Genomic DNA, 25,342 nt, shown 5'->3' with positions numbered 1-25,342 from the left:
CGGCAGCGGGGGCATTGTTCACTTGCGGGGGTCATGACTCGTTGGTGTTCTTCATGCCGCCACTCTTGGACCGCCGGCGTTGCAGGGCGTTCCTGCCCTCCGCCAGCAGGGACCTCGGTGAGAAGCGGGCCTGCTGCTGCTTCCAGAAGCCCACGCTGCCGGCCATGTCCTTGAGCGAGGAATCCACGATGCCCCAGTATTCCTTGACCTGCTCCTCGCTGGGCTGGCCGGCACCAAAAATGGCGGCGTCCGCCCGCTCAGCCAGCAGTGTTGTGGTGGGGGCACTCGACGGGAACGCATCGGCAATCACGCCGGCGGACTCCCGCCGTGTTGCCTTGCCGTCGATGGTCGCGCCGAGGTCGGTAGCCAGGCTCATGACCTCGCTCCAGCCTCCTCCGACACGGTTTGCTGCTGCTCCATCCAGAAAGCGGCCCTTCCGGCGTCGGGCTTTAAGGAACGCGATCAGCAGCAAGGGAAGGGCGAGGACGATCAGTGGAATGGCGGCCGTGCCGATCGCCGCAAGCAGCGCACCCCAGAACAGCCAAGGGTTGTTCTTCTTCTCATCAGCGTCGAGCGCGTCGGGCGACGAGTCCGGCGGAAGCTCCGCCGGTTCCTGTGGTGGAGGCGGCGGCTGCAGCACCTGCGGCTTGGGCTTGGATTTGTTCTCGGGGTCCGGCGGGATGGGGACGTTGTCCTTGGGTGGCGTCGGGTCGAAGGCTACCCAGCCTGCCCGGTCAAAGGCAACCTCAACCCAGGCATGCACGTCCTTGCCCTTGATCTGGATTTCCCCGGCGCCGTTCTCCGGGCTCTTCGGATCGGGGTAGAAACCCATCACAACGCGTGAGGGAATGCCCAGGTGCCGCAGCATCAGTGACATCGCCACTGCATATTGCTCGTCGTCGCCAAGCATCTGCTTGGCGGTGAGCAGGCTGCGGATACGAGCCGCCCCGTGCCCGGGAAGGCTGGGGAGTTGACCATCGGCAACAAGTCCGTTGCTGAAGGCCCCGGTCTTCTGGAAATGGGCCTCGATCTGGCGAACCCGGTCGATCGCCGTGGGGGCATCGGCTGAGAGTTCATTGGCCTGTGAGGCGACAACCGGCGGCACCTCTTCGGCGTCGGGCATGGTGATCCTGGCGAAGTCGTACTGGGTGAGCTGTCCATGCTCCAGCTTCCCGGGATCGGAAACCTGCACCGAATAGCTGTCGCCCTGGGATAGTCCCCTGGTGCTGACTGCGGTGTCCGTGCCGGAGTTGAAGTACAGCCCCGAGGCCGCCGCAGAATTGCCGGTGAAGCTGATTCCGGTGGTCTGGCGGCCGCCCGGCACGAAGAATCCTTGATAGTCCTCGATGGTGATGTCCAGGGTGTAGGCGGATCCTGATGCCAAAGTGCCGGTATCGGCCAGGGTGTTCAAGGACCGGGCGTCGCCCACTTTGTTGAAGTTCCCCGAACCGTTGGGGTCCATGTTGTAGTTGACCCCGTTGTAGGCATCCAGTGCCGCCAGCCGCACGCGGCCGTCCTTCGGCAGGCCCTTTAAGCTGAACAGGTTGTCGTCCTTCTTGTCCTTCACGAAGTTCCGGAAGCTGGCCAGGGGGGTGATGTAATCCTTGGGGTCAAAGGGCGGCACGATGCTGTTGCGCAGCACTTTGCGATCGTCACTGGCGGTCACGAGGGGCGATGCAACGGCCGTGATGGCGACGGCGGCGGCGATGACACCTGCTGGCATACCCAGCCGGCGTAGACGTCCACGGCGGGCGACGGCGGCATCCGCCTCCGGACGGTTGGCTGAGACCGTATGGGTGCCACTGCGCCGAAGGGCGTCGCGCCGGAAGGCAGCCCAAACTATCGCCACGATGGTGAGGGAGACTCCACGTTCCACATTCAGGAATCCCGCACTGGTGCTAAACGCGATGCCGGTAACAAACAGCACCAGCACCGGAAGGAGCGGCCAATACGGGCTCTTGAGGCGCCAGGAAAGAAGTCCTGCCGCCAGCGCCATGAGCAGCGAGCTGAGGAACGGCACAATCAGCATGCCTCCGGCCGTTCCCACGGGAACGCCCACCGTCAGCATGTCCTTCCACGAGAACACCACTCCCAGGAGCAGCGTGCGAAGTGATTCGAGGCTCGGAAGCACGCCTCCGATCGCGGCATCCGGCACGGCCACGGCAGTGCCCAGCAGCAGATACACCCCGAGGGTGAAGGCCAGCGTAATCAGGAGTCCCAGCCGCAGGTGGGCGTTGAGGGCTGCGATGCCCAACCCCAGCAGCACACCGCCCAGGCCGGCCAGGAGGTAGCGGGGATCACCGCCGAAGCTGAGGCTGAAGCCCAGCACCCCGAGGCCCAGCAGCACAATCAGCGCGCTAGCGTCGACGGCGACATGCCACAGTGGGCGGTCACCCACGAAGGCGGACTGGGCCGCCGTTGAACGTGCTGCTGAACGCGGACGCAAGCCATTAGCGGTGCTCATGCGGCCGCCTTTCGCAGGACCAGTGCGAGGTCATCCAGCTCGCCCAGGGTAAGGACCGTCAGGTCGGCGATGTTCGCCCTGCCCGGCGCAGCGCCCTGTTGGACGCGCACGGCCAGGGTCCGGACGCCCGGCGGCACCGAGGCGGCGGCGGAGCGGAGCTGGGTGGCCGTCACGTGGCTGCCGACGACGAGGAAGACAACAGAGGCGTTAGGGACGGTGTCCGAGAGGGTGCGGGCGACGTCGACGGCGGTGCGCCGCAGGGACGTCCCGTTAATCCTTGTCATGTCATCCAGCAGCGTCCTTCCCGTCTCGCAGCGGAGCGGGCCTTTCTGTGTAATGACGTCCAGCTCCCGCTGCTCCCTGATGGCCTGACGCCCGATCGACGCGGCGACGGAAATGGCCAGCTCGAACTCGGACTCGGATTCGTACTCGTCCGTGTTGATGGACAGCGAGATGGCCAGGTGCGCCCGGCGGGTCTCTTCGAACTGGCGCACCATCAGCTTGTTGGTCCGCGCCGTGGTCTTCCAGTGGATGTGCCTGCGATCGTCGCCCGGGACATAGTCGCGCAAGGCATGGAAGGAGACGTCTGCGCTGGAGAGTTCGGTGGTGGGCATGCCCTCAAGGTCGCGGATGAATCCTGCCGCCGAACCGGCCAAGGCTACAGTGCGCGGGTGGACAAAAAGGTCTTCGGGTTCGGTCCAAAGGATCCGACGGCGCAAAAGGTGCAGCGGGTCGGCTCGCACGGAACGCACGGGTCCGACGACGATGACGGCGCGTCTGGAGGTGGGAATGGTGAAGAGATCCTCATGGACCTGGGCAGGCTTCATGCGTGGCAGGTGGAAGATGGCCGTCGCGGCTCCCACGGGAAGTTCCAAGGCAGCCGGTAGCAGCGGGCGGCTGGAGGTATTGGAAACTGCGATGCTGCCCACTGCCTGATCGCCCACGGCCACCCGGGTCCGGGCCAGGTCAAGCGTGACGCCGTACGAGGACCTTCCAACGATGAACGCCACTGCGAACACAAAGAGCAGGAAGGCCACAAGCGCCGCGGACTTGGCCTCCTGCCACCCCCACAGCTGTCCGGTAACCCAGAGCAGGATCGAGGCTGCGAGGACGCCCCAGCCCAGGATGCTGACTACCGACAGCACCGGCCAGGCATAGCGGAGCCACAATCGGCGGAACCCTCCCCAAGCGGGCGAGAGCACCTCCCAGGCGGTAGAGCTGGCTTCTGACCACACCGCGGACGGGCGGAGTTTGGCGGGAAGCCGGGTGGCCCCGGCCTTGGCCAGGGGAATCCTGAGGATTTCAGCAGCCCTTCTGAGGGTTGTGCTGGCGGACATTGAGAGACCTTCGTTTCGTGGACAGGACTAAACGTTTGCGCGCTGCCTTAGACGCTGGCACGCTGCTGCGGAGCGGCGACGTCGGACAGCACCCGCTTCAGCACGGCCTCGGGCGTGGCGCCGGAGAATTCCGCCTCAGGGTCCATAACGAAGCGATGGGTCCAGACCACGCTTGCGAGTTGCTTGATGTCATCGGGAAGGACAAAATTGCGCCCCTGGCCGGCGGCCCACACCTTGGCCGCCCGGACCATGGCCAGTGCCCCTCTTACCGACACCCCCAAGCGGGTTTCCGGTGCGTTCCGGGTCTCTTCGCAAAGCCGGGAGATGTATTCCAGCACAGCAGTATCGATGTGTGTTGTGGCGGCGAGGTCGGCCATGTCGGCGACGGCCTGCGTGGTGATGATCGGGGTCAGGTCACGCGAACGGTCCTTGAGGTTGCTGCCGCCAAGCAACTGGACCGTTGAGGAGTGGTCCGGGTAGCCGATTGATGTCTTGATCAGGAAGCGATCCAGCTGTGCCTCCGGCAGTCGATAGGTTCCCGCCTGCTCGATGGGGTTCTGGGTCGCCAGAACCATGAAGGGCCTGCCGGCCTCGTAGGTGGTGCCGTCCACCGTGACGCGCGATTCCTCCATGACTTCCAGCAACGCGGACTGGGTCTTGGGTGAGGCGCGGTTGATTTCATCCGCGAGGACGATGTTGCTGAAGATCGGGCCCTTGTGGAACTCGAACTTCTGCGTCTTCTGGTCATAGATGGTGACGCCGGTGACGTCGGACGGCAGCAGGTCAGGGGTGAACTGGATGCGGTTGTGTGAACCCTGAACCGTGGCAGCCAGGGCACGTGCCAGCGACGTTTTGCCCGTACCCGGGGCGTCCTCGAACAGCACGTGGCCCTCGGCCAGCATGGCGGTGATCGTCAGCCGGATGACGTGGGACTTGCCCAGCACCGCCTGGCCCACATTGGCAACGAGCTTCTCGAAGGTAGCTGCAAACCATTCGGCCTGCTCGATTGTCATGGTCATGGGGTGTTCCTCTCCCGTTTGGTTCTGTTTTGAAGAGCGTGTGTGTTTGGGCAGCCGGGTCTAAAGCAAACGCGGGGTCACTTGGCGCCCATAAGGGTGCTGCTGATAGGCCGTAAGTGACCCCGCGTTGCACGGTCAGCATCCGCCGGGCCTTGCACCGTAAAGGTCCACAGTCGTGGACTTTACGTACCAGCCGGACTTCTCCGACTGGGTGAGTCGGTACCAGGGCGTGCCGTTGCCGTAGATATCCTTCGTGCAGTCGATCGTCAGCCGGCCCCAGGAACGCTCCACCCAGCCGACGCCGCAGCTCGGCCCGGATGGCGAATAGGAGTCCGGCAGGCCCGGCTTGCCCGGGCAGGTCCGCACGTCTGCTGCCTTGACCTGGATCTGCGCTTGCGGCGGTGTGGGGTCGTTACCGGATGCCGATGTGGCACTGCCAATGGCACCATCAACCACGGTCACGGCACGGACACGAAGTGTGCGCGACTGATCCCAGCCGCCGGCGGAGCGGCTGTAGCTGTTGGCCGTTCCCACGCTAGTCCAGGCGCCGCCTTCGTAGCTGACCTCGTAGTGGTCAAGGGGACGTCCGTTCATGGCCGGATTGTTCCAGGTCCAATGCACGTCGCCGTCACCCGTGGCGGACTTGCGACCGTCAACATTGGGGGCGTTAGCCGGCCCGTAGGGGTTCCCTGAGCCAATGGCCTTCGCGTCACCGGACATGTTGTTCTTGATGGACGTAGCGATGATGTTGACGGTTACGTTGGTGCCGTTCGGTTGTCCGTTGATCACCCCGCCACCTGCTGCAATGGCGCCGGACCCATAGGCCGTGGACCAGCTGTACCGGATCTCGTCAGCCCTCGAGCCATTGCGCTGGGCGTCCGTCAGCTCGGTGAAAGTCACCCTGAGTTGACCGCTTGTCCCGGTCTCCTGGACGGTGCCGCTGTTGACCATCCCGGGTTTTCCGGCAGCCCGGATCGGAGCGGATCGTCCGCTGGTTCCGCTGGTTCCGGCCTTGTTGGTGGCGGCCACGGTAAAGGTGTAGTCGGCCTCGGAGTTGTCCACCGTGACGTTCTGCGAGGTGGCGCCGACCTGCTGCGAAGTAACGGCGGTCCCGCCACGGTAGGTGGTCAATGTGTAGGAAGAAACGGCGTCCCCGTTGTTGTTCGGAGCCTGCCAGCTGACCCGCAATTGGGACTGGCTGCCTACTGACCCTGCACCAGAGACCGTAGGCGGCATGGGGGTAGCGGGGACCCCCGCCGGCGTTTCGGCCGCCGAGTAGGGGCTCCAATCCGATGGATCCTTGGCATCGTTACGTGCCAGGACCCGCACCTTGTACGCCACGCCGTTCTGCAGTCCGTTCCAGACGTAGCTGGTCGAGGTAAGGTTCTGGATCTGGGGGTTTTGTCCCGGCGGTGCGGGGGAAATCTCCAGGTCGTAGCTCTTGATCGGTGAGCCCTTGCTGGCCGGGGCGGTCCAGGTCACGTTGAGCTGCTTGTCCCCGAACTTCAGCGCGGGCGCCAGCGGAGTGTCCGGCTTGGCGTCAGGACGTACCTCAGCCGAGGCAGGCGACGGATCAGACTCGCCGAACTCATTGGTGGCAGTGACAGTGAAGTGATACTTCGTGTTGTTCGTCAGGCCGTTGAGGGTGCAGGTGTTGGCCGGGCAGTCCTGCTCGAAACCGCCCTCACCGCGCACAGTGTACTTCGTGATCGGAGAACCCCGGTCAGCGGGCGCGGTCCAGTTCAGCAGGGCCGTCTGGTCTCCTACGCTCGCTGCCTGGGGCGTGGTGGGGGCCATGGGCTCGTCCTTGACCGTAAGCCGAATACGCGCGGTGGCGTTGCGCGAGGCATCGCCGGTCTTGTCCTCCACGGTGTAGGCCACCACCATGGTTCCGGTGAAGCCGTCGGCCGGAGTAACCGTCACAGCGTCACCGTTCATTTCCGCCGTTCCTTGGCCCGTTTCCGTGAAGGCGCTGACAACCTTCAATGGAGCGTCCTGGAAGGGGTTCGCGTCATTGGCGAGAACGTCAACCGTGACCGCCTTGCCGGCGGCCGCGTTCGGCTCGACGTCGTCATTTGCCACCGGCTTGGGACGGTTGGAAGCAGTGACGGTGAGGTTGTAGGTAGCGGTTGTTTCCAGCCCGCGGGAGTCCGTGGCCTTCACCTGTACCGCTCCGGATTCGCCGGTCTTCGCGGAGTCGTTCGCCGAGGCCTTGAGCACCTTGCCGTCCAGGTTGACATTGAAGCCTGCGGGGCTGCCGCCGACGAGTTCATAGCGCATGTTCTGGACGTCGTCGCGGTCCGGATCCGAAGTCAGCTTCTCCAGGTCAATGCTGGCCGCGTCGCCCTTCGGCACGTCAATGTCACTGCCCAGCAGGACTGGCGGGTTGTTCTTGTTGGGGTCGGGCAGCACCTTGGTACGGATGCTCAGGGTCGCCTTGAGACCGTTCGGGTCATCCGGGCCGGTTCCGTCCGTGACTTCGAAGCTGATGGAGCCGGGCCCCACGTAGTCCTGCCTGGCTGTGTACTTTAGCGCGGTGCCGTCGTTCGCCACGGGGTCCCCGCCGTCAGAGCCAATCAGCTTGATCCGGTCCAGCTGCGTCAGGCGAGGGCTGCGGCCGTCGCGGACCTTGACCCATTCCTTAAGGTCTACGGTGACGGACTGGCCCGATACGAGCTCAACTACTTCGTCCTTCGCGAGGGTGGGAACCTGCTGGCCGACGCCCGGAACCCAGACGATAGCCGTGGACTTCTGGCCGTCAACGTCCTCCACCGTGTAGGGAATGAGCTGGGCCTGCTCGGTCAGCTCGACAACGAGGTTGCCGTTGGCACCGGGTGTGGCGGTTTCCGACGTCGTGCTGATTTTAAGGTTCTCCCCCACGCCGTCAGGGTCCTCATCGTTCTTCAAGACGGGGACGTCGACGGCGGTCTTCCCAAGGGTCTGCGCGGACGTGACCCGGTCATCGCGGGCGATGGGAGCAAGCAGGGGGATGTCGTTCCTGGCGATGACCCGGATACTGGCCTGTCCACGGGCATCGCGGTCATCGGCAACGGAGTAGCGGACGTTCACGGTCCCTTCCTCGCCGGGTGCCGTGAGGAGGATGCGGCCGCTCTCCTCGCTGAGCCGGGCCTGGAGCGCAGGATCGGCTTCGATTGCATCACCGACGATCCGAATGAGGTCGCCGTCCGGGTCCGCGTCATTGGCTGTGGCGTCGACTGCGATCTCGCGTCCAGGCCGAACCATGACTTGATCATCCACTGGCGCTGGCTTCTGGTTGGTATCTCCTCGTGGGGCAATACCTACAGTCACCGTACCGGTGTTAACGGCGCCCTGCCGGTCGATGACCTTGTACCGGAAGGTGTCGGTGCCAGCCCCGTCGCCCGCGGCCACGAAATCGATGAAGCTGCTTCCCACCGTGGCGGTACCCATATTCGGAGTGCTGTCGATGCCAGTCAGCTGTACGGAATCGCCGTCGGGATCAATGCCGTCCAGCATGACCGGGATACGGACTGTGCCGCCGGCCACTACGCGCGCCGTGAGGTTCTTTGGCTGGGGACGGGAGTTTTCAGCGCCTTCCAGCGGCAGGATGTGGATGGTGACGGCCGCCGCACTCTTCTGGCCCTGGGGGTCCACGGCGTTGTAGATGGCCCTGACTGTCTTGGGTGCCGGGCCGGCGATGAAACGCAGGGTGTTCTCGGAGACAAACGCCTTGCCGTCCTCCTCGGCGATGCCTTGGGCCAGGACCGGGTCAACGGAGAGTTTTTCGCCCTGCGGGTGGGTGTCGTTGGCAAGCACCGGGATAGTGACGACGTCGTTGACGCGCACGTTTACTTCGTCCGGTTTGGGCTGCGGGGCCTCGACGACGGCGGGGGCCGGGACCGGGACCACGGAGACTGTTCCTGTAGCCGACTTGCTGCCGTTGGACATCGTGTACTTGAACACGAATGGTTCTTTGGTACCCGAAACGTCAGTGACGCGCAGGACGCTGTGGTCGATGACACTGACGGAAGCTGTGGCATTTTCCGGCAGTTCCACTGACTGCAGCACCAGTACGCCCCCGGAGGGGTCGGAGTCGTTGGCCAGCGGATCCACCAGGACATTACCGCCGACCGGCAGCAGTCCGACGTCGTGCACAGCTACCGGATTACCGGCATCCTTCCCGGACTCCACGTCCACACGGATCAGTCCCTGGCTGCTTTGTGGGCCATTGCTGGCGATGTACGTCAGGTAGACCGGGCCTGGTGTTTCGCTGCGGAAGGTGAACGTCCCGCCGTCGGTCACGGGGCCAAGTTCCGCAGGGCCGGCTGCTTCGACATGGGCGATGCGGAGGGCGCCGCCGTTGGGGTCGACGTCGTTCTTGAGCGGCGCGATCACAAGGTCCTGTCCGACGACGGCAGTGACGTGGTCGGCATTGACCACCGGAGCAAGGGCCCCCGGAGGCTGGACGTTGATGACAACACGACCTGTGGTGGTGGCACGGCCATCCCAGACCGTGACAGTGACGTTCTTCTTGCCCGGAGCGGCACCGGAATCCTGGTAGGTCAGCAGGCCATCGCGACGGACCTTCACCTGGTCCTGCTCGTTGTCGGCCTTGGCGTCCAGGAGGACCAGGTCGTCGCCGTCAGGATCCATCCAGTCGGTGAGGATGTTCTGCGATACGGTCTTGCCTTGTTCAACAAGGATGGTGGTGGGATCCGCCCGCTTGAACACCGGCGCTTTATTGTCGTTCGGCCCCACGATATTGAGGGTGACCTTTCCGCCGGCGGACAGTCCCCTGCCATCTGCCGCATTGTAGTCGAGGATTTCCGTACCGGGTTTGGCGTCCGCCGGCAGCGAGATCTGGAACGCCGAACCGCCGTAGATGTTCTCCAACACGCCGGTCTTCGGAGCGTTGCCGCCCACCGAGGCGCTCAGGACGTCGCCGTCGGGGTCCGAGTCGTTGTCCAGCACACTCAGGATGGTGGTGCGCCCCGGACGTACGCCGAATTCGTCGGGTTTGGTCTCCGGCGGCCGGTTGGGCTTGGTCCGGTCCGGCAAGACGTTGATGGTGTTGTTGTCCGCAGAATCCTGGTCCTGCTCGTCGGACTCATTCTTGGGCGGGACGACGTCGTCCCAGTTGTTGACGAGCTGCATGTTCTGGTTGACCATCCACACGCTGCCCGAGTTGACGTCGTTGAGCACTACAAGGTCGCGGTTGACGCGAAACACGTAGCTCGGGGCGGCGCTGGCCTTGGGAACGTCCACTTTTTTGTCGTCGGCGTCGCTGGCACAGTCGCGAACGTACTTGTTGGCGCCGGACCAGGCTGCATGGACGCATCCTGCCAGCTGGACCGGGGCCGCGGGTATGCCTTGGCCGTCGAAGGTGACGGTAGCGGCGGTTCCGCCGTCGAGGGGCTGCTTCAGCAGTGCCTTTTGGGTGGCGATGGCCACAAAACCGCTCTCGGAGCCGGTCTGCTGCAGTTTGGCGTCCCGGGCGTCCTGAAGCTGGAGGCGCCTGCCGCCGGGGAGGAAGAGATTGCCGTTGGCGGAGTCGAGGACCACCGGCTTGTCGCCCACTACCGTGATCTGCAAATCGCCGGCTCCCTTGAGTTCCTCCACTATGGTGACGTCGGAGCCGGCATTGACGCCGTCGGCGCCTACCTTGGTGGCCTTGATTTCGCCGGACTTGGGATCCGCGGTGTAGATCCGGTCATCGGCGCCGACGGCGGACACAACACCTTCGGAGCCAAGCAGGACAGGCTCCGTGCCTTCTTCGTCGAAGCTGTTGATTGTCGAGGGAGACAGCGCCCACACGCGGCCGCCCGCCGGGTCAGTCACGGAGAGAACCTCGGAGCCAAAGCTCACCTGGGCTGAGGACGGAAGCTGCTTGTCTCCGGCGAGGCGCATATTGGCTGCCGAGACCTGGTTGAGCGTGGAACCGGAATCGTCGTCCACGAAGACTGTGTCCGCGTGCTGGAGGATGTCGAACGTCGTGCTGGCAGGGGTGACGGCTCCATCGAGCACCTTGGAGGGATAGTTCAGCCGCGCCACGGCGTTCTTGGTCTTGCTGACCACCCACACGCCGCCGTCGTTAAGCTCCACCTCTGCGGTCTTGTATCCGGGGTAAAGGATGGCACTGGTCACCAGCACTGCGATTGCCGCAGTAAGGCCAGTGGTGGTCATGAGTTTGTTCCGGCGCTTCCTCAGCCCCAGCTTGCCGAACAAAGTTGACACAGCTATTCAATTCCCTTTTATCACGGCCGCGTGACGCAGCCTCCAAACCGTCTGATCGACGCTGGCCATGGTGACATTCCGCAGTACCCCCATACGGCGGCGGAATTTTTCAAGTCCTAAGACTATCCCACGGGGACCAGCGCATTCCAACGTGCTGGCCGCCGCCACCTCAGCCTAAATGGAAGGACGTGCGGTCCGCGATGGGGAGTGCTCCCCATGAGGCGGTGGGGATTAGTCGGAAGGGCTTAGTCAGGGAGGACTCAGTCGAGAACCAGGCCCCTGCCACGGCCCCGGGCGAGGACGACCGGATGGATTTCACCGAATCCGCGAACGTTCTCCGATTTCTGCGGCACCAGGATGAAGCGTTCGTCCTGGCCAAGGGCCGCTGCGGTGGTGGCGTCGATGAGGACGGTGCCGGGCTGGGCCAGGGCTGTGAGCCGTGCTGCGAGGTTGACGGTCGGGCCGTAGATGTCACCTAGCCGCGAAAGAATCCGGCCCCACACCATGGAGACCCGCGCCTCGGGCAGGATCTCGTCCTCGGTAAAGGCCTGAGCCAGGGCCAGCGAAATTTCCGCCCCGGCGGCAGGTGTTTCGGCGATATACAACACTTCGTCGCCAACAGTTTTCACCAACCGGCCGCCGCCGACGGAAATGATCTCAGCGCACTTGTTCTCGAAGCGCTGCACCAGTTGGGCGAGGGTTTTTTCGTTCATGCGCCGGGAGAGGCTCGTGTAGGAGACAAGGTCGGCAAAACCGACGGCGCGTGCCAGCGGCAGCGGGGAATCGTCCTCGTCACCCTCACGGCCCGCCTCGCTGGCCTGCAGTCCGGCCTCGGCCCTCAGCGCCAGCCGCTGCACGCCCGCGTTGAGTTGCCGTCGCCATGAATAGACGAGGACTTCTTCAAGGGTGTCTATGAGCGAGGGAAGCTCGTTGACCAGCAGCTTTCGTGCCGCAGGATCGCTCAACCCCTGTTCCGCCACCATGTCCTCGACCAGGGCTTCTACCTGCCAGACCACCATGCGGTCGGTCATCTGGCCGATGGCCCGGGTGACCGAAATAGCGGCCTGCTCGGTTAGCTTGCCCGCACGGACGAGGTCGACAATGGTGGACAGCGCTGCCTGGTCGCGTTCCGTGAAGGCCACGTCTTCGTCACCGAAGTTGGGGAAGCCGAGGGCACGCCATAGCTTGCGCGCCGACAGCAGGGAGACCCCCGCTCCAGCAGCCACTTCCCTCCGACGCAGCTTGCGTTCCCCGCCAAGAAGCCTGGCCTCAAGAGCCTTGGCCCCTATGCGTTCCTCGGACAGGCTGCCCGTGGGCGGAGACGCGGCGACGGAAAGTGCAGGATCTGAAGGTACAGGGTCTGAAGGTACAGGGTCTGAGAGGGCGGGGTCGGAAGGCTCCGGTACGGCGTCGGACTCAATATCCATGTCCTCGACGGACACCGGCTCTTCAACGCTCATCTCTTCCACCTTCTCTCATTTCGCGTATTTCCGCCTATTTCCCGCAAAAAATCCGCGTCGGCGAAATCTTCCACGGCACCTGCCTCAAAAATCTCACCCTCCGGGAGTTCATCGATCGCGTCAAGTATGAAGCTTCTGAACTTTGCCACCTCCGGAACGTCCGTCATGATCGTGCCGCCGGGGTGCCCGGTATCCAAGGATATATTCCCTGAACGAAATATCCGCTGGAGGACCGATTGCTGAACTCCGACATTACGAATGGCAGCCAGCGACACTTGCCAGTCCCGCCGTCGAAACATGCCGAACCTGGCAACTATCCGCCGACTCGTCAGGATATAGCGAACTGCCCGCCACTTGAGGAAGCGCCGCAGGCTATACCCCACGATGATTGCGGCGGCTATCCCAATGCAGGCGGCCAGGAACCACGGCGTCCATGTGGCGTCAAGGATCGGCAGGAGCTTGGCCGGCCCTCCTTTGACTATCCAGGCACAGCCATATGCTGCCAGCGCCGGGACAAGTATGAAAACCAAAACGGGTCCCCCTAGCATCCTGGCCTGGCGGCGGGTCACAACGATGACCTGCTCGCCCGGCAGGAGCTCTTTACGCATAGCCGCTTTCGGTGGGTCTGAGGTGTACGACGTCGCCGGCGGTCACCACGTGTTCCCGGCCTGCATGGTCCACCACAAGCAGGGAACCGTATTCGTCCAGCCGTGAAGCATGGCCAATGATCTCGTGGTCGCCCGGCAACTGTGCCCGGACTTCCTTGCCCAGCGTGACCATCGCAGCTTCCACCCGCTTGTGCAAGGAAGGTCCGCCTGCAAGCCCGGCGGCAGGGTCGCCGTCGGCGTTGCAAAAGCTGCGGTACAGCGAGGCAAAGCGGGAGAGGTAAGTCTTCAGGAGTTCCGTACGGTCGGTCGTCAGCGGCTGTTCGAGCAGCACGGATGTGGCTGTAGGGACCGGAAGTTCCGCTTCATCAAGCAGCACGTTCAGTCCGGTACCGAGGATGACCGCCCGGGCCATGCCGTCGCCCCGTGAACCGGGCTTCTCAGAACCGGGCTTCTCAGAGCCGGGCTTCTCAGAACCGAATTTTCCAGGATCGAGCTGTGCAGGACTGAGCTGCGCCAGGATCCCGGCGATCTTTCGTCCCCGGACCAGGACATCGTTCGGCCACTTGATCTCGGCAGGCAGGCCCGCCGTTTCGATGAGGGTCTCCCGCAGGGCGATAGCGGCCAGCAGCGAAAGCCAAGAGTAACTGGACGAAGGCAGGGGAAGGCCTTGCGCATTGACGGGACGCAGCACGATCGAAACCGAGACCGCGGCCCTGGCCGGCGAATCCCAATGGCGATCGAGGCGACCCCTTGCAGCCGTCTGGTGCTCCGCCGTCAACACCGCCAGGTCAGGCCACTCACGCGGCTCCAGTGCCACGGCGTTCAGTAGGTCGGCATTCGTGGATCCAGTCGACTCCACTACCTGCAGCCGCGAGATTCCGGCTGAAGCGAGGAAATCCGCATTGGTCAGGGCTTCCTGATCCAGGCTGGGGCGGAGCTTAGGCGATTCGCTGGCGGGCTGTTCGGCATCCATATCAGAATCCTATCCAGCAGTGCGATAGTCGGTGTGCCCTGGACCCAGTCCAGTTCAGAGGAAGATATCGGGAACCAGGCGGTCCTCGGGGGCCCCAAGGCTGTACGGTGTGAAGTCGCTCACGCCGGCGGAACGGAGCACCTGTTCGTCAGTGTAGAAGTTTCCGCTGTTGCTGCCCGCCGCAGCATCCGGCGCTAGATTGCTGCCTGTGAGAATGGCATGGGCGGCGTCCGCCACGATTTCAGGGCCACGGGCAGCCTTCACCATGGCTTCCCCTCCCGGCATATTCCGAATCGCTGCAGTATCTATCAGCGTGCAGGGCCAGAGGGAGTTTACGGCGACGTCGTCGTTGCGGAGCTCCTCGGCCAGGCCGAGGGTGGTCAGGCTCATGCCATATTTGGCCATCGTGTAGGCCAGGTGCCTTCCTGCCCACTTGGGATCGAGGTTCAAGGGCGGCGAGAGGGTCAGGATGTGCGCCCCTTCGGCCTTGCGCAGCACCGGCAGGGAAAGCTTGGACAGCAGGAAGGTGCCGCGAACGTTGATGTCCTGCATAAGGTCGTAGCGCTTCATGTCCAGGTCGTCGGTTTTGGACAGGTCGATCGCGGAGGCGTTGTTGACGACGATGTCGATCCCGCCGAAACGCTCGACGGCGGCGGCCACGGCGGCAGCGACGTCCTCGTCATGACGGACATCTCCCACCAGGGCCAAGGCCTGCCCGCCGGCTTCCTCCAGCTGCCGGGCCGCCGTGTGCACCGTCCCCTCCAGCTTCGGGTGCGGTTCCCCTGTCTTTGCCATGAGGACGATGTTGGCGCCGTCGCGGGCAGCGCGCCTGGCAATGGCGAGGCCAATGCCCCGGCTCCCGCCGGACATGAGTATGGTGCGGCCTCTCAGGGAGCCGCGTGCTTGATAGGGGCTCTGGTCTTGGGGGCCGCCGGAGCGTGCAACAGCGTCATCGCTTGGAGTCATAGGGACACTGTAGCGGAAGTATGTTACTCGCGGGTAACTTTGGCGGAATGCCCGCCAGCGCCTTGATTGAGCTCCGATAAGACAACGGAAAGTTGTAGGGTTTCTACAGGGGTTGGCGCCTATGGCGCCACTAGACTAGCCAACAGGGCCGGATTTTTGTGCGGATGCTACTTAATGCGTTTCCGCCGGATACCGCCAGCTTCATTCAGCTACAGAGCCGGAGACACTTGATGAGCCACGACCTGACCACTACTGCGGGAAAGATTGCCGATTTCCGCGAACGCCAGGCCCGCGCGGAACAACCCTCCGGCCCGGAGGCCATCGAGAAGCAGCATGCACGGGGCAAGAACACTGCCCGCGAACGTATCGACTTGTTGGTAGATCCAGGCTCTTTCGTCGAATTCGACGCACTCGCCGTCCACCGCTCCACAGCTTTCGGCATGGAGAAGAAGAAGCCCCTGGGCGACGGCGTAGTGTCCGGCTACGGGACCGTGGACGGCCGACTTGTAGCAATCTACAGCCAGGACTTCAGTGTGTACGGCGGCTCGCTCAGCCAGGTCAACGGCGAAAAGATCGTCAAGGTCCAGGAGTTCGCCCTCCGCAACGGCTGCCCCATGGTGGGAATCAACGACGGCGGCGGGGCCCGTATCCAGGAGGGCGTGGCGTCCCTGGCCATGTTCGCCGACATCTTCCGGAACAACGTCCATTCCTCGGGCGTGATCCCGCAGATCTCGCTCATCATGGGGCCCTGTGCCGGTGGCGCCGCCTACTCCCCCGCGCTGACCGACTATGTGGTGATGGTGGACAAGACCTCGCACATGTTCATCACGGGCCCGGACGTCATCAAGACGGTGACGGGAGAAGACGTCGACATGGAGACACTCGGTGGCGCCAGGCAGCACAACGCCACCACCGGCACCTCCACCTACCTTGCCTCAGATGAAGCTGACGCCATCGAGTTCGTGAGGGAACTGCTTGATTTCCTGCCCTCCAACAACCTTTCCGAGGCACCGGTCCTGGAACACGAGCAGGAACTCGAGGTGGACGACACCGATCTCGCCCTCGACACCCTCATTCCGGATTCGGCGAACCAGCCCTATGACGTGCGCAAGGTCATCGAACAGATCGTCGATGATGCCCACTTCCTCGAAATGCAGTCCCTCTACGCGCCGAACATCCTGATCGGATACGGCCGCGTGGAAGGACACACTGTGGGCATCGTGGCGAACCAGCCGATGCAGTTCGCGGGGACCCTCGATATCTCCGCCTCGGAAAAAGCCGCACGCTTTGTCCGCCACTGCGACGCCTTCAACGTCCCCATCATCACGCTGGTGGACGTTCCCGGCTTCCTGCCCGGTAAGGACCAGGAGTTCCAGGGGATCATCCGGCGCGGAGCCAAGCTGCTCTATGCCTACGCCGAAGCTACAGTCCCCAAGCTGACCGTGATCACGCGCAAGGCCTACGGCGGCGCGTACATCGTTATGGGTTCCAAGAAGCTTGGAGCCGACCTCAACCTGGCCTGGCCCACAGCCCAGATCGGCGTCATGGGTGCCCAGGGTGCAGTGAACATCCTCTACCGTCGCGAATTGGCGGGGGTGGCCGAAAACGGCGGCGACGTTGAGGCCAAGCGCGCAGACATCATCCGGCAGTACGAGGAAGAGCTCCTGAATCCGTACCAGGCCGCCGAGCTTGGCTATGTTGACGCAGTGATCGCGCCCTCGGAGACGAGGCTGCAGATCATCAGGGGTCTCCGGGCACTCCGCGACAAGCGGGCCAGCCTTCCCACGAAGAAGCACGGAAACATTCCGCTGTGAGCATCCAGGAACAGCCTGCCGAGACCGCCCTCAACGCTGCCCTGCCCGAGCCTGTCCTGTTCACAGTGGCCAAGGGAGATCCCACGCCGGAGGAACTGGCCGCGCTTGCCGCCGTCGTTGCCTCCCTTGAGGCACCCGAGCCGGCAGCATCCACCAAACCCAGCGTGCGTCACTGGGTGCGGCGCCAGCAGCTGAGGCTGGAGCCCACCCCCGGCCCTGGGGCCTGGCGGCGAAGCCGCGGATAGCACGTTGGGCAGCGGGGCGGCGGCGAAGCCGCACTAGCACCCGGAACAGCTCGGCCTCCTTTCCCGGGAACGACGGCGAGGCTAGGCTCTTGGGGTGACTACTCCAGCTGACATACGCCCCCGCACCGCCATCGACGCCGTTGCCGACGAATACACGGACACGCTGATCGCGCTGAATCCCACCTTTGCCACCACCCTCGGCCTGCCCGGCCATGAGACGGAGTACCAGGACTATTCCCCCGCTGGCGCCGAGGCGTTCGCTGCGGCCGCTCGGGAAACCCTGGACCGGCTGGCAGCCCTGGCACCCCAGGACGCGTCCGACGTCGTCACTCTCGACGCCATGCGGGAAAGGCTGGGCCTCCAGTTGGAGATCCATGAATCGGGTTGGGATGCTGCCGAGCTGAACAACATCGCTTCACCGGCCCAGGACATCCGCGCCATCTTCGACCTCATGCCTATCGACACGGCAGAGCATTGGGAGCATATTGCTGGTCGGGCCGCGAATGTTCCGGCCGCCGTCGACGGCTACATCGCATCGCTGCGATCCGCAAAGGATGCCGGCAAGGTCTCCGCCGCCCGGCAGGTCCGGATTGTGATTGAGCAGACCCTGAAGTATGCCGCCGAAAACGGCTTCTTCGCCAAGCTCGCTGCCGGCGCCCGCCTCGACGGCAAACCGCTGCCTGCCGGGCTGCAGCGGACTCTCGACGCCGGAACCGCGGCGGCGCGTTCGGCCTACTCCCGGCTGGCTTCGTTTCTCGAGTCCGAACTCCTCCCGCTGGCCCCCGAGAAGGATGCTGTTGGCCGGGACCGCTACGCCCTGGCTTCGCGGGCCTTCCTTGGGGCAACGGTTGATCTCGAAGAGACCTACGCTTGGGGCGTTGAGGAACTCCAAAGGCTGATCACCGAGCAGGAGCGGGTGGCCGAGCAGATCAAGCCGGGTGCGTCGATCGAGGAAGCCAAGTCAATCCTCAACAATGATCCCGCGAGGCAGATCAAGGGCACGGACGCGCTCAAGGCCTGGATGCAGGACCTTTCGGACCGTGCCGTCGCCGAGCTTGCCGATGTGCACTTCGATATTCCGGACGCCATGAAGACGCTGGAGTGCCTCATCGCCCCAACGGATGAAGGCGGAATCTATTACACGGGCCCGTCCGACGATTTCTCCCGTCCGGGCCGCATGTGGTGGTCAGTGCCGGCGGGAGAAGACACCTTCACCACATGGGCGGAAACCACCACTGTTTATCACGAGGGGGTTCCCGGTCATCACCTCCAGGTGGCAACCGCGACCTACCGCCGGGAGCTGCTCAACAACTGGCGCCGGAACGTGTGCTGGGTTTCGGGACACGGGGAGGGCTGGGCTCTGTACGCCGAGAAACTCATGCTGGAACTTGGCTACCTCAAGGATCCCGGTGACCACATGGGAATGCTCGATATGCAGCGCATGCGGGCTGCCAGGGTCGTGTTCGACATTGGCGTCCACCTGGAACTGGAGATTCCCGAGCGCTGGGGCAGCGGAACGTGGACTCCTGAGAAGGGCTTGGACTTCCTCAAAGCCAACCTTCCTATTAGTGAGGGCCAGCTGCAGTTCGAATTTACCCGTTACCTTGGCTGGCCGGGGCAGGCACCGTCCTACAAGGTGGGCCAGCGACTGTGGGAAGAAATCCGGGCTGAGCTTGCAAAGCGCGAGGGCTTTGAACTGAAGGCCTTCCACACCGACGCCCTGAACATCGGGTCAGTGGGGCTGGACACGCTGAGGCGAGCGCTGCTTTCGTAGAGCGAGATATTTGCCACATACGCGCGGGGAATAAGTTCACAAAACCCTGCGCCTGCGCTGAATTTGTTGGGCTTGGCAGAGCCCGAGCTCGGAAAATGGGCGTAACATTTCTCAACGCGTGTTGGCCGTGGTATTAGCCAGACACCTAGCGTGTTCGGGTGAGCACCTCAACCAACACCTCGTCCCCCGTCGGAAAGCCCGGCTTTCGGCTGCCCAAGTGGGCAGGATCCTTCGGCGTCCAGATCATCGCGGCCTTGGTCATTGGCCTGGTCCTTGGCCTCGTCGCCAAGTACACAGGCAGCACAAAGGCGGCCCCGAACGGCCTTGGCGCAACACTGCAAACCATCGGCTCCAGCTACGTGTCCCTGCTGCAGACCGCCGTCGTTCCTCTGATTTTCACTGCCGTGGTGAGCTCCATCGCGAACCTGCGCCAGGTCTCGAACGCGGCAAGGCTCGCCTGGAACACGCTGCTGTGGTTCGCCATCACATCCCTCATTGCCGTGCTGATCGGCATTGGTTTGGGCGTGCTCTTGCAGCCTGGTGCCGCCACCGGTATTACCCAGGAGGCCAACTACTCCGGCAAAACGGGCGACTGGTGGGCGTTCCTGACCGGCCTGTTCCCGAAGAACTTCCTCGGCCTCGGCGCAAGCACCACGGTCACCGACGCCAGCGCGACCACCTCGGTCAGCTTCAACGTGCTCCAGATCCTGGTGATCGCGATCGCCGTCGGCATGGCCGCCCTGAAGGTGGGGAAGCAGGCCGAACCATTCCTGAACTTCAACGCGTCGGCCCTGGCCGTGATCCAGAAGGTCCTGTGGTGGATCATCCGCATTGCACCCATCGGCACTGTGGGCCTCATCGGCAATGCGGTTGCCATCTATGGCTGGGACACTATCGGTTCGCTGGGCAAGTTCACTGCGGCCATCTATGTCGGCCTCGCACTCGTACTCTTCATTGTGTACCCCGTCCTGGTCCGGGCCCATGGACTCTCCATCAAGCAGTACTTCTCCGGTGTGTGGCCGGCAGTCCAACTGGCCTTTGTATCCCGCTCGTCCATCGGCACGCTTCCACTCACCCAGCGCGTTGCCGAGCGGAACCTGGGCGTCCCCCGGGCGTATGCCTCCTTCGCCGTCCCGCTGGGCGCCACGACCAAGATGGACGGTTGCGCGGCAATCTACCCGGCGATCGCTGCGATCTTTGTTGCCCAGTTCTTCGGCATCAACCTGGACATCAGCCAGTACCTGCTGATCGTCGTCGTTTCCGTGTTGGGTTCGGCCGCCACGGCGGGGACCACCGGTGCCGTGGTGATGCTCACGCTGACGCTCTCCACGCTGGGGCTGCCGCTGGCCGGCGTCGGGCTTCTCCTGGCCATCGACCCCATCCTGGATATGGGCCGCACTGCGGTCAACGTCGCAGGCCAAGCCCTGGTTCCGGCGATCGTGGCCAAGCGCCAGGGGGTCCTGGACGAGTCGCTGTACAACGCACCGCGATTGGGAACCCCGTTCATTGACGACGCCGAGTCCCCGGTGGTTGCCGACGGCGGTGCCAGCGACGGCGACGCCAACACGAACGCCAACAACACCGACAAGCCACGCGAACTCGCGGACACGAAGGCCTGAGCACACAGAATCTGCTGCTGTTCAACGCATCCCCCGGGACTCTTCCCGGGGGATGCGTTCTTTAAGGCGGCCGCATAGTCAAAGCGACTGCAGAGAGCGGCGCCCGAGTATATAAACTTGCGCAGCATGCAAACTTGCACTTAGTGTAAATACCATGACTTCTCCAATCCCGACCGGCTTGTCCCGGAGGGAACTCAACAAAGCCGCCACCCGCCAGGCCATCGCGGACGCGGCCCTTGCCCTCCTGCGGGCAAAGGGAGCCGGCGCCTTCACCGTGGAGGACATCGCCGAGGGCGCCGGGGTGTCCCGGCGCACGTTTTTCAACTACTTCCCCACCCTTGAGGCAGCACTCGCCTCCGTCGTCGACAGCTTCCTCGAGCACGCACTGATCGAATTCCGGAAGCGTCCGGCCGACGAATCCGTCCTTGAATCCGCACGGGCCGCCCTGATGGCGCTGGCAGATCCGATGGCTGCTGCCCCCATGGCCGAACTCTTCAGCCTCACCCAGGACAACAGGGTGCTGGCCCGATCCGAACTCGAAGCCTGGGACAACTGCACTTCAAAGGTCATCGACGCCGTCCGGGAACGCCTCGGCAGCGACACGGATGAGCTGTACCTTCGCGCACTGGCCGGCTCCGTGATTTCCTGCGGGAAAGCCGCCATGACGGTCTGGTTCGAGGCGTGCGGCCCGGACCTTTCCCCCGCTTCCCTTTCCATCCTTAGGCAGCAACTCATCAACGCCATGGGCCTGCTGGGCTCCGGCTTTGCCACTCCTGCCAACCTCCCCGGTTCGCATCACGCCACTTCCACCTCCCCTTCACCAGAGCGGTTCTGACATGGCACTCCTCCTGTACCGCCTCGGCAGGTTCTCCCACCGTCACCGCTGGCTCGTGATCTCCCTGTGGCTGGCGGTGCTGCTCGCCGTCGGCGGCTCTGCCGCCGGCTTCCACGGCACGATGTCCAACAACTTCCAGATCCCCGGCACCGAGACGCAGCGGATGCTGGACAAGCTGAAAAAGGACCTGCCCGAATCGGCCGGCGGCTCCGCGAGCGTCGTTTTCCAGGCGGGCGACGGCGGTTTCAGCCAGGCTGGCAAGGATGCTGTTGCCGCCGCGCTGGACAAACTCGAGACCCTGCCGGACGTGCAAGCCACTGTGAACCCTTTCGAAACCCAGGAACAACTGGACCGCGCACAGGCCGAGCTTGCAGTCGGCGAGCAAAAACTTGCCGCTGGGAAGGCAGAAGTGGAGGCGGGGCGCGCCCGGCAGGAAGCAGGCGAGGCGCAGCTTGCGGCAGCAGAACAGCAAATGGCTGCTGCGGGACTTCCCCCGGCGGCTATAGCGGGGCAACTCGGGCAACAGCGGGCGGCGCTCGACGCGGGGCGCCAGAAGCTTGACGCCGGAGCGAAGGAAGCCGAAGCATCAACAGCAGCTCTGGAAGCGGGCAAGCGGCGGCTCGAGGCCTCCGAGGGCATGCGCTTCGTCTCGGAGGACGGCAAGGCAGCCATCGCGCAGGTCCAGTTCACAACGTCCATCAATGCCATAACCCCGGCGGTCCGCCAGGAAGTCCAGGACGTCGTGCAGGAGGTGTCAGCCGCAGGCGTCACGGCCCTGGCCAGCAAAGAAATCACCGAGGACGTCTCGCAGTTGTTCGGAGTCTCCGAGATCGTCGGCGTCGCTGTCGCCGCCCTGGTGCTGATTGTTATGCTCGGGACCCTTGTGGCTGCGGGACTGCCCCTGATCATGGCCCTCGTGGGTGTGGCGGTCGGTGTGGGCGGAACCTTCGCCCTGACCGGTGTCATCGACATGAGTTCCATTTCGCCCATGCTTGCCCTGATGCTGGGCCTCGCTGTCGGCATCGACTACTCACTCTTCATCGTGAACCGCCACAGGGGCCAGCTCCTGGCCGGCATGGACCCCGAGGAATCGGTGGCACTGGCAACCGGAACCTCCGGAAACGCCGTGCTCTTTGCCGGGCTGACGGTCATCATCGCGCTGGCGGCGCTGGTTGTTCCCGGCCTGCCCTTCCTGGCTGTGCTGGGCGTCGCGGCCGCCGCCACCGTGGCGGTCGCCGTCGTCGTCGCCCTGACCCTGACCCCCGCCGTCCTGTCGCTTGTCGGCCGGCGTCTGGTCAGCAAGCGCGCCTGGGCCAGGGCTGAACTGCACAACGCCCGGCCGGAACATGAGGAGGAAGACCGCGATGCCGATGAACGCCGCAGCAGCGGCGGCTGGGGCGGCCTGGTCACGCGGCACCCGTGGGTAGCGCTCCTTGCCGGCGTGCTTGTGCTCGGCGCACTGGCCCTGCCGGCCTCGCAATTGCGGCTGGCATTGCCCGACGGCGGCTCCGAACCGGTCGATTCGCAGGCGTTCAAGGCCTATGACCTCACCCGGAACAGCTTCGGCGAAGGCATGACGGGCCCGATCATTGTTGTGGGCGAGTTCCCTGAAGGGCTGACCGAGGACCAAGCCACCTCAAAGCAGTATGACGTCACCGACATCCTCCGCGGCGTAAATGACGTCACCGGCGCCGTGCCCGTCGCCCTGAGCGAAGACCGCCGCACCGCCGTGTTCCAGGTCATTCCCAAAGAAGGCCCGGCCAGCGCCAGCACCATGGAACTCGTGTCTGAACTTCGCGCCAAGGGTCCTGAAATCAGCAGCAGCACGGGCGTTACCATCGGCCTGACCGGACAAACCGCGGGCAACATCGATGTCTCGTCCAAACTGGGGGCCGCCCTGCCTCCCTACCTGGCTATCGTCGTCGGCCTGTCCCTGATCCTCCTCCTGCTGGTGTTCCGTTCCGTTGTGGTTCCCCTGCTGGCTACCGGCGGGTTCCTGCTGTCCCTCGCTGCCGCGTTTGGCGCGGTGGTTGCGGTGTATCAATGGGGCTGGCTCGGGGGCGTGTTCGACGTCGCCAACCCCGGCGCCGTGCTGAGCTTCCTACCCATCATTCTTATCGGCGTGCTCTTCGGCCTGGCCATGGACTACCAGGTGTTCATCACCTCGGGAATGCGCGAATCGTACACGCACGGGGAAACGTCAAAGCATGCAGTGTGGAGTGGCTTCAGCCATGCATCCGCAGTGGTCACGGCCGCCGCGATCATCATGGTCAGCGTCTTCGCCGGCTTCATCTTCTCGCACCTGACCATAGTGCGTCCGCTGGGCTTCGCCATGGCCTTCGGCGTGCTCGTGGATGCCTTCGTGGTGCGGATGACGATCGTTCCCGCCGTCATGTACCTGCTGGGCGACAAGGCCTGGTGGCTTCCCCGCTGGCTGGCCCGGATCCTGCCCGACATGGATGTGGAGGGCGCGCGCCTGCGGCAGCCTGCCCCGGAGGTGTCGAAGGAACTGGTGCACTAGCGAGGTCCGCACTTCGGAGTCCGCAGTTCGGACAGGGAATTCGGCGAGGCGGAGCTGGCACGTAGACTGGTCTGAGGTGAGCCGGGAAGTCTGGTCGGCAGTGTATTTGTCGACTCAACTTTAAGGACTCCCCTATGAGCCGGAAACGTCCTCCCCTGCCTCCACGATTCACCGTCTTCCAGCGGGGAAGCTACGCGGAAACCCTGCGAATCGGCGAAATCCTTCGCAAGGAAACGGTGGGCGGAGCACTGCTGGTGGCCGCCGCCGTCGTTGCCCTGATCTGGGCAAATTCCCCGGCCTCCGGAACGTATTTCGCCCTGCGGGATTACAAGATCGGGTACGAGCCCTGGCACCTGGAACTCAGCCTCGGTGCATGGGCGGCGGACGGACTCCTGGCCATTTTCTTCTTCCTCGTGGGCCTTGAGCTCAAACGCGAATTCGTGGCGGGCGACCTGCGGCAGCTGAACAAGTCGGTCGTTCCGGTGGCAGCTGCGGCAGGCGGAGTCGCGGTTCCGGCCGTGATTTACGCGATCGTTAACATAGCCAGTCCAGAGACCCTGCGCGGGTGGGCGATCCCAACTGCCACCGACATCGCCTTTGCCGTCGCCGTCCTGGCGATCATTGGTTCACACCTGCCCAGTGCCCTGCGTATCTTCCTCCTCACGCTGGCCGTCGTGGATGACCTTCTGGCGATCAGCATCATCGCCATCTTCTACTCCAGCGATATCCAGCCCGCTCCGCTGCTGCTTGCCCTGATTCCGTTGGGCCTGTACACCTTGCTGGCCCAGAAGTACCGGCGGTTCTTCGGAACCAAAGCCCTTGCTGCCTGGGGCATTCTGTTGCCCCTCGGGATCGTCACATGGGCGCTGGTCCATGCATCAGGCATCCACGCCACAGTGGCGGGCGTCCTGCTGGGGTTCGCCATCCCGGTCCTGCGTTCAAAATCGAGCGGCGGCCACGTGGCTGGACCTGGACTGGCAGAAATCTTCGAACACCGTTTCCGGCCTATCTCGGCAGGTGTGGCGGTACCGATCTTTGCCTTCTTTTCCGCGGGAGTTGCCGTGGGTGGCTGGGATGGCCTCCTGTCCGCGCTGGCCGAACCAGTGGCGGTGGGCATCATCATTGCCCTGGTGCTTGGCAAGCCGATCGGCATCCTGGGAACCACCTGGCTCCTGACAACGTTCTCCAGGGCAACCCTGGACCGCTCCTTCAAATGGATCGATGTCTTCGGCCTCTCCCTGCTGGCCGGCATCGGCTTTACAGTCTCCCTGTTGGTCGCGGAGCTAAGTTTCGGCCACGGAACCATTCTGGATGGCTATGCGAAGGTCGGCATCCTCAGCGCGTCCCTGCTCGCTGCATTGCTGGCTACTGTTGTCCTGCGGATCAGGAACCGGCACTACAGGCTGGCCGAGGAAGAAGAGAAGCTTGACTCCGACCAGGACGGCATTCCGGACGTCTACCAGCGGGACAGCGCCGGCTAGCCCAGTTCAAGCG

The 25,342-nt window shown here is 64.0% G+C and carries 15 protein-coding genes; 7 read left to right on the top strand and 8 right to left on the bottom strand.

All coding sequences use genetic code 11. The features are described from left to right. Positions 1-31: 31 nt before the first annotated feature. The 8 genes from J7E82_RS11275 to J7E82_RS11240 all read right to left on the bottom strand — a co-directional run bounded on the left by J7E82_RS11275 (position 32) and on the right by J7E82_RS11240 (position 15,040). Positions 32-2,464, bottom strand: coding sequence for a transglutaminase family protein (locus J7E82_RS11275; protein ID WP_214862701.1), 2,433 nt, complete (start codon positions 2,462-2,464; stop codon positions 32-34). Further along, the gene (locus tag J7E82_RS11270; RefSeq protein WP_214862700.1) at positions 2,461-3,801 is read right to left on the bottom strand and encodes a DUF58 domain-containing protein; all 1,341 of its coding nucleotides are present in this window, start codon (positions 3,799-3,801) and stop codon (positions 2,461-2,463) included. Before J7E82_RS11270 ends, J7E82_RS11275 begins: the two co-directional genes overlap by 4 nt. Positions 3,802-3,848: 47 nt before the next feature. Continuing rightward, positions 3,849-4,820, bottom strand: coding sequence for a MoxR family ATPase (locus tag J7E82_RS11265; protein ID WP_214862699.1), 972 nt, complete (start codon positions 4,818-4,820; stop codon positions 3,849-3,851). A 135-nt stretch (positions 4,821-4,955) separates the two neighbouring features. Then, the gene (locus J7E82_RS11260) at positions 4,956-11,033 is read right to left on the bottom strand and encodes an Ig-like domain-containing protein (RefSeq protein WP_214862698.1); all 6,078 of its coding nucleotides are present in this window, start codon (positions 11,031-11,033) and stop codon (positions 4,956-4,958) included. Between the two features lie 260 nt (positions 11,034-11,293). Continuing rightward, positions 11,294-12,493, bottom strand: a complete 1,200-nt coding sequence (locus J7E82_RS11255) for an adenylate/guanylate cyclase domain-containing protein (protein ID WP_214862697.1) — start codon at positions 12,491-12,493, stop codon at positions 11,294-11,296. Beyond that, the gene (locus tag J7E82_RS11250; protein WP_214862696.1) at positions 12,490-13,101 is read right to left on the bottom strand and encodes a PH domain-containing protein; all 612 of its coding nucleotides are present in this window, start codon (positions 13,099-13,101) and stop codon (positions 12,490-12,492) included. Before J7E82_RS11250 ends, J7E82_RS11255 begins: the two co-directional genes overlap by 4 nt. After that, on the bottom strand, positions 13,094-14,074 hold the full coding sequence (locus J7E82_RS11245) for a biotin--[acetyl-CoA-carboxylase] ligase (RefSeq protein WP_214862695.1): 981 nt from the start codon (positions 14,072-14,074) through the stop codon (positions 13,094-13,096). Before J7E82_RS11245 ends, J7E82_RS11250 begins: the two co-directional genes overlap by 8 nt. A gap of 54 nt (positions 14,075-14,128) precedes the next feature. Continuing rightward, positions 14,129-15,040, bottom strand: a complete 912-nt coding sequence (locus J7E82_RS11240; protein ID WP_214862694.1) for an NAD(P)-dependent oxidoreductase — start codon at positions 15,038-15,040, stop codon at positions 14,129-14,131. 230 nt (positions 15,041-15,270) lie between these two features. Between J7E82_RS11240 and J7E82_RS11235 the strand changes: the two genes are divergently transcribed. The 7 genes from J7E82_RS11235 to nhaA all read left to right on the top strand — a co-directional run bounded on the left by J7E82_RS11235 (position 15,271) and on the right by nhaA (position 25,329). Continuing rightward, positions 15,271-16,854, top strand: coding sequence for an acyl-CoA carboxylase subunit beta (locus tag J7E82_RS11235; RefSeq protein ID WP_214862693.1), 1,584 nt, complete (start codon positions 15,271-15,273; stop codon positions 16,852-16,854). Between the two features lie 2 nt (positions 16,855-16,856). Next, a complete protein-coding gene (locus J7E82_RS11230; protein ID WP_308113769.1) occupies positions 16,857-17,099 on the top strand; it encodes an acyl-CoA carboxylase epsilon subunit in 243 nt (80 codons plus the stop codon). Positions 17,100-17,193: 94 nt separating this feature from the next. Then, entirely contained in the window at positions 17,194-18,873 is a 1,680-nt protein-coding gene (locus tag J7E82_RS11225) for a DUF885 domain-containing protein (RefSeq protein WP_214862692.1), read from the top strand. Between the two features lie 158 nt (positions 18,874-19,031). Next, the gene (locus J7E82_RS11220; protein ID WP_214862691.1) at positions 19,032-20,492 is read left to right on the top strand and encodes a dicarboxylate/amino acid:cation symporter; all 1,461 of its coding nucleotides are present in this window, start codon (positions 19,032-19,034) and stop codon (positions 20,490-20,492) included. Between the two features lie 154 nt (positions 20,493-20,646). Continuing rightward, positions 20,647-21,327 (top strand): TetR family transcriptional regulator, encoded by a 681-nt coding sequence (locus tag J7E82_RS11215; protein WP_214862690.1) that lies wholly within the window; start codon positions 20,647-20,649, stop codon positions 21,325-21,327. Position 21,328: 1 nt separating this feature from the next. Next, a complete protein-coding gene (locus J7E82_RS11210; protein ID WP_214862689.1) occupies positions 21,329-23,848 on the top strand; it encodes an MMPL family transporter in 2,520 nt (839 codons plus the stop codon). Positions 23,849-23,982: 134 nt separating this feature from the next. Further along, positions 23,983-25,329: a Na+/H+ antiporter NhaA gene (nhaA, locus tag J7E82_RS11205; RefSeq protein WP_214862688.1), complete on the top strand. Its 1,347-nt coding sequence runs from the start codon at positions 23,983-23,985 to the stop codon at positions 25,327-25,329. Positions 25,330-25,342 lie beyond the last annotated feature (13 nt).

Origin of the sequence: Arthrobacter sp. ISL-30 (genome assembly GCF_018613855.1) — a bacterium.
Classification (GTDB): Bacteria; Actinomycetota; Actinomycetes; order Actinomycetales; family Micrococcaceae; genus Arthrobacter.
The sequence above is the reverse complement of the archived record's forward strand: the minus strand, read 5'-3'. Positions and strand labels throughout refer to the sequence as shown.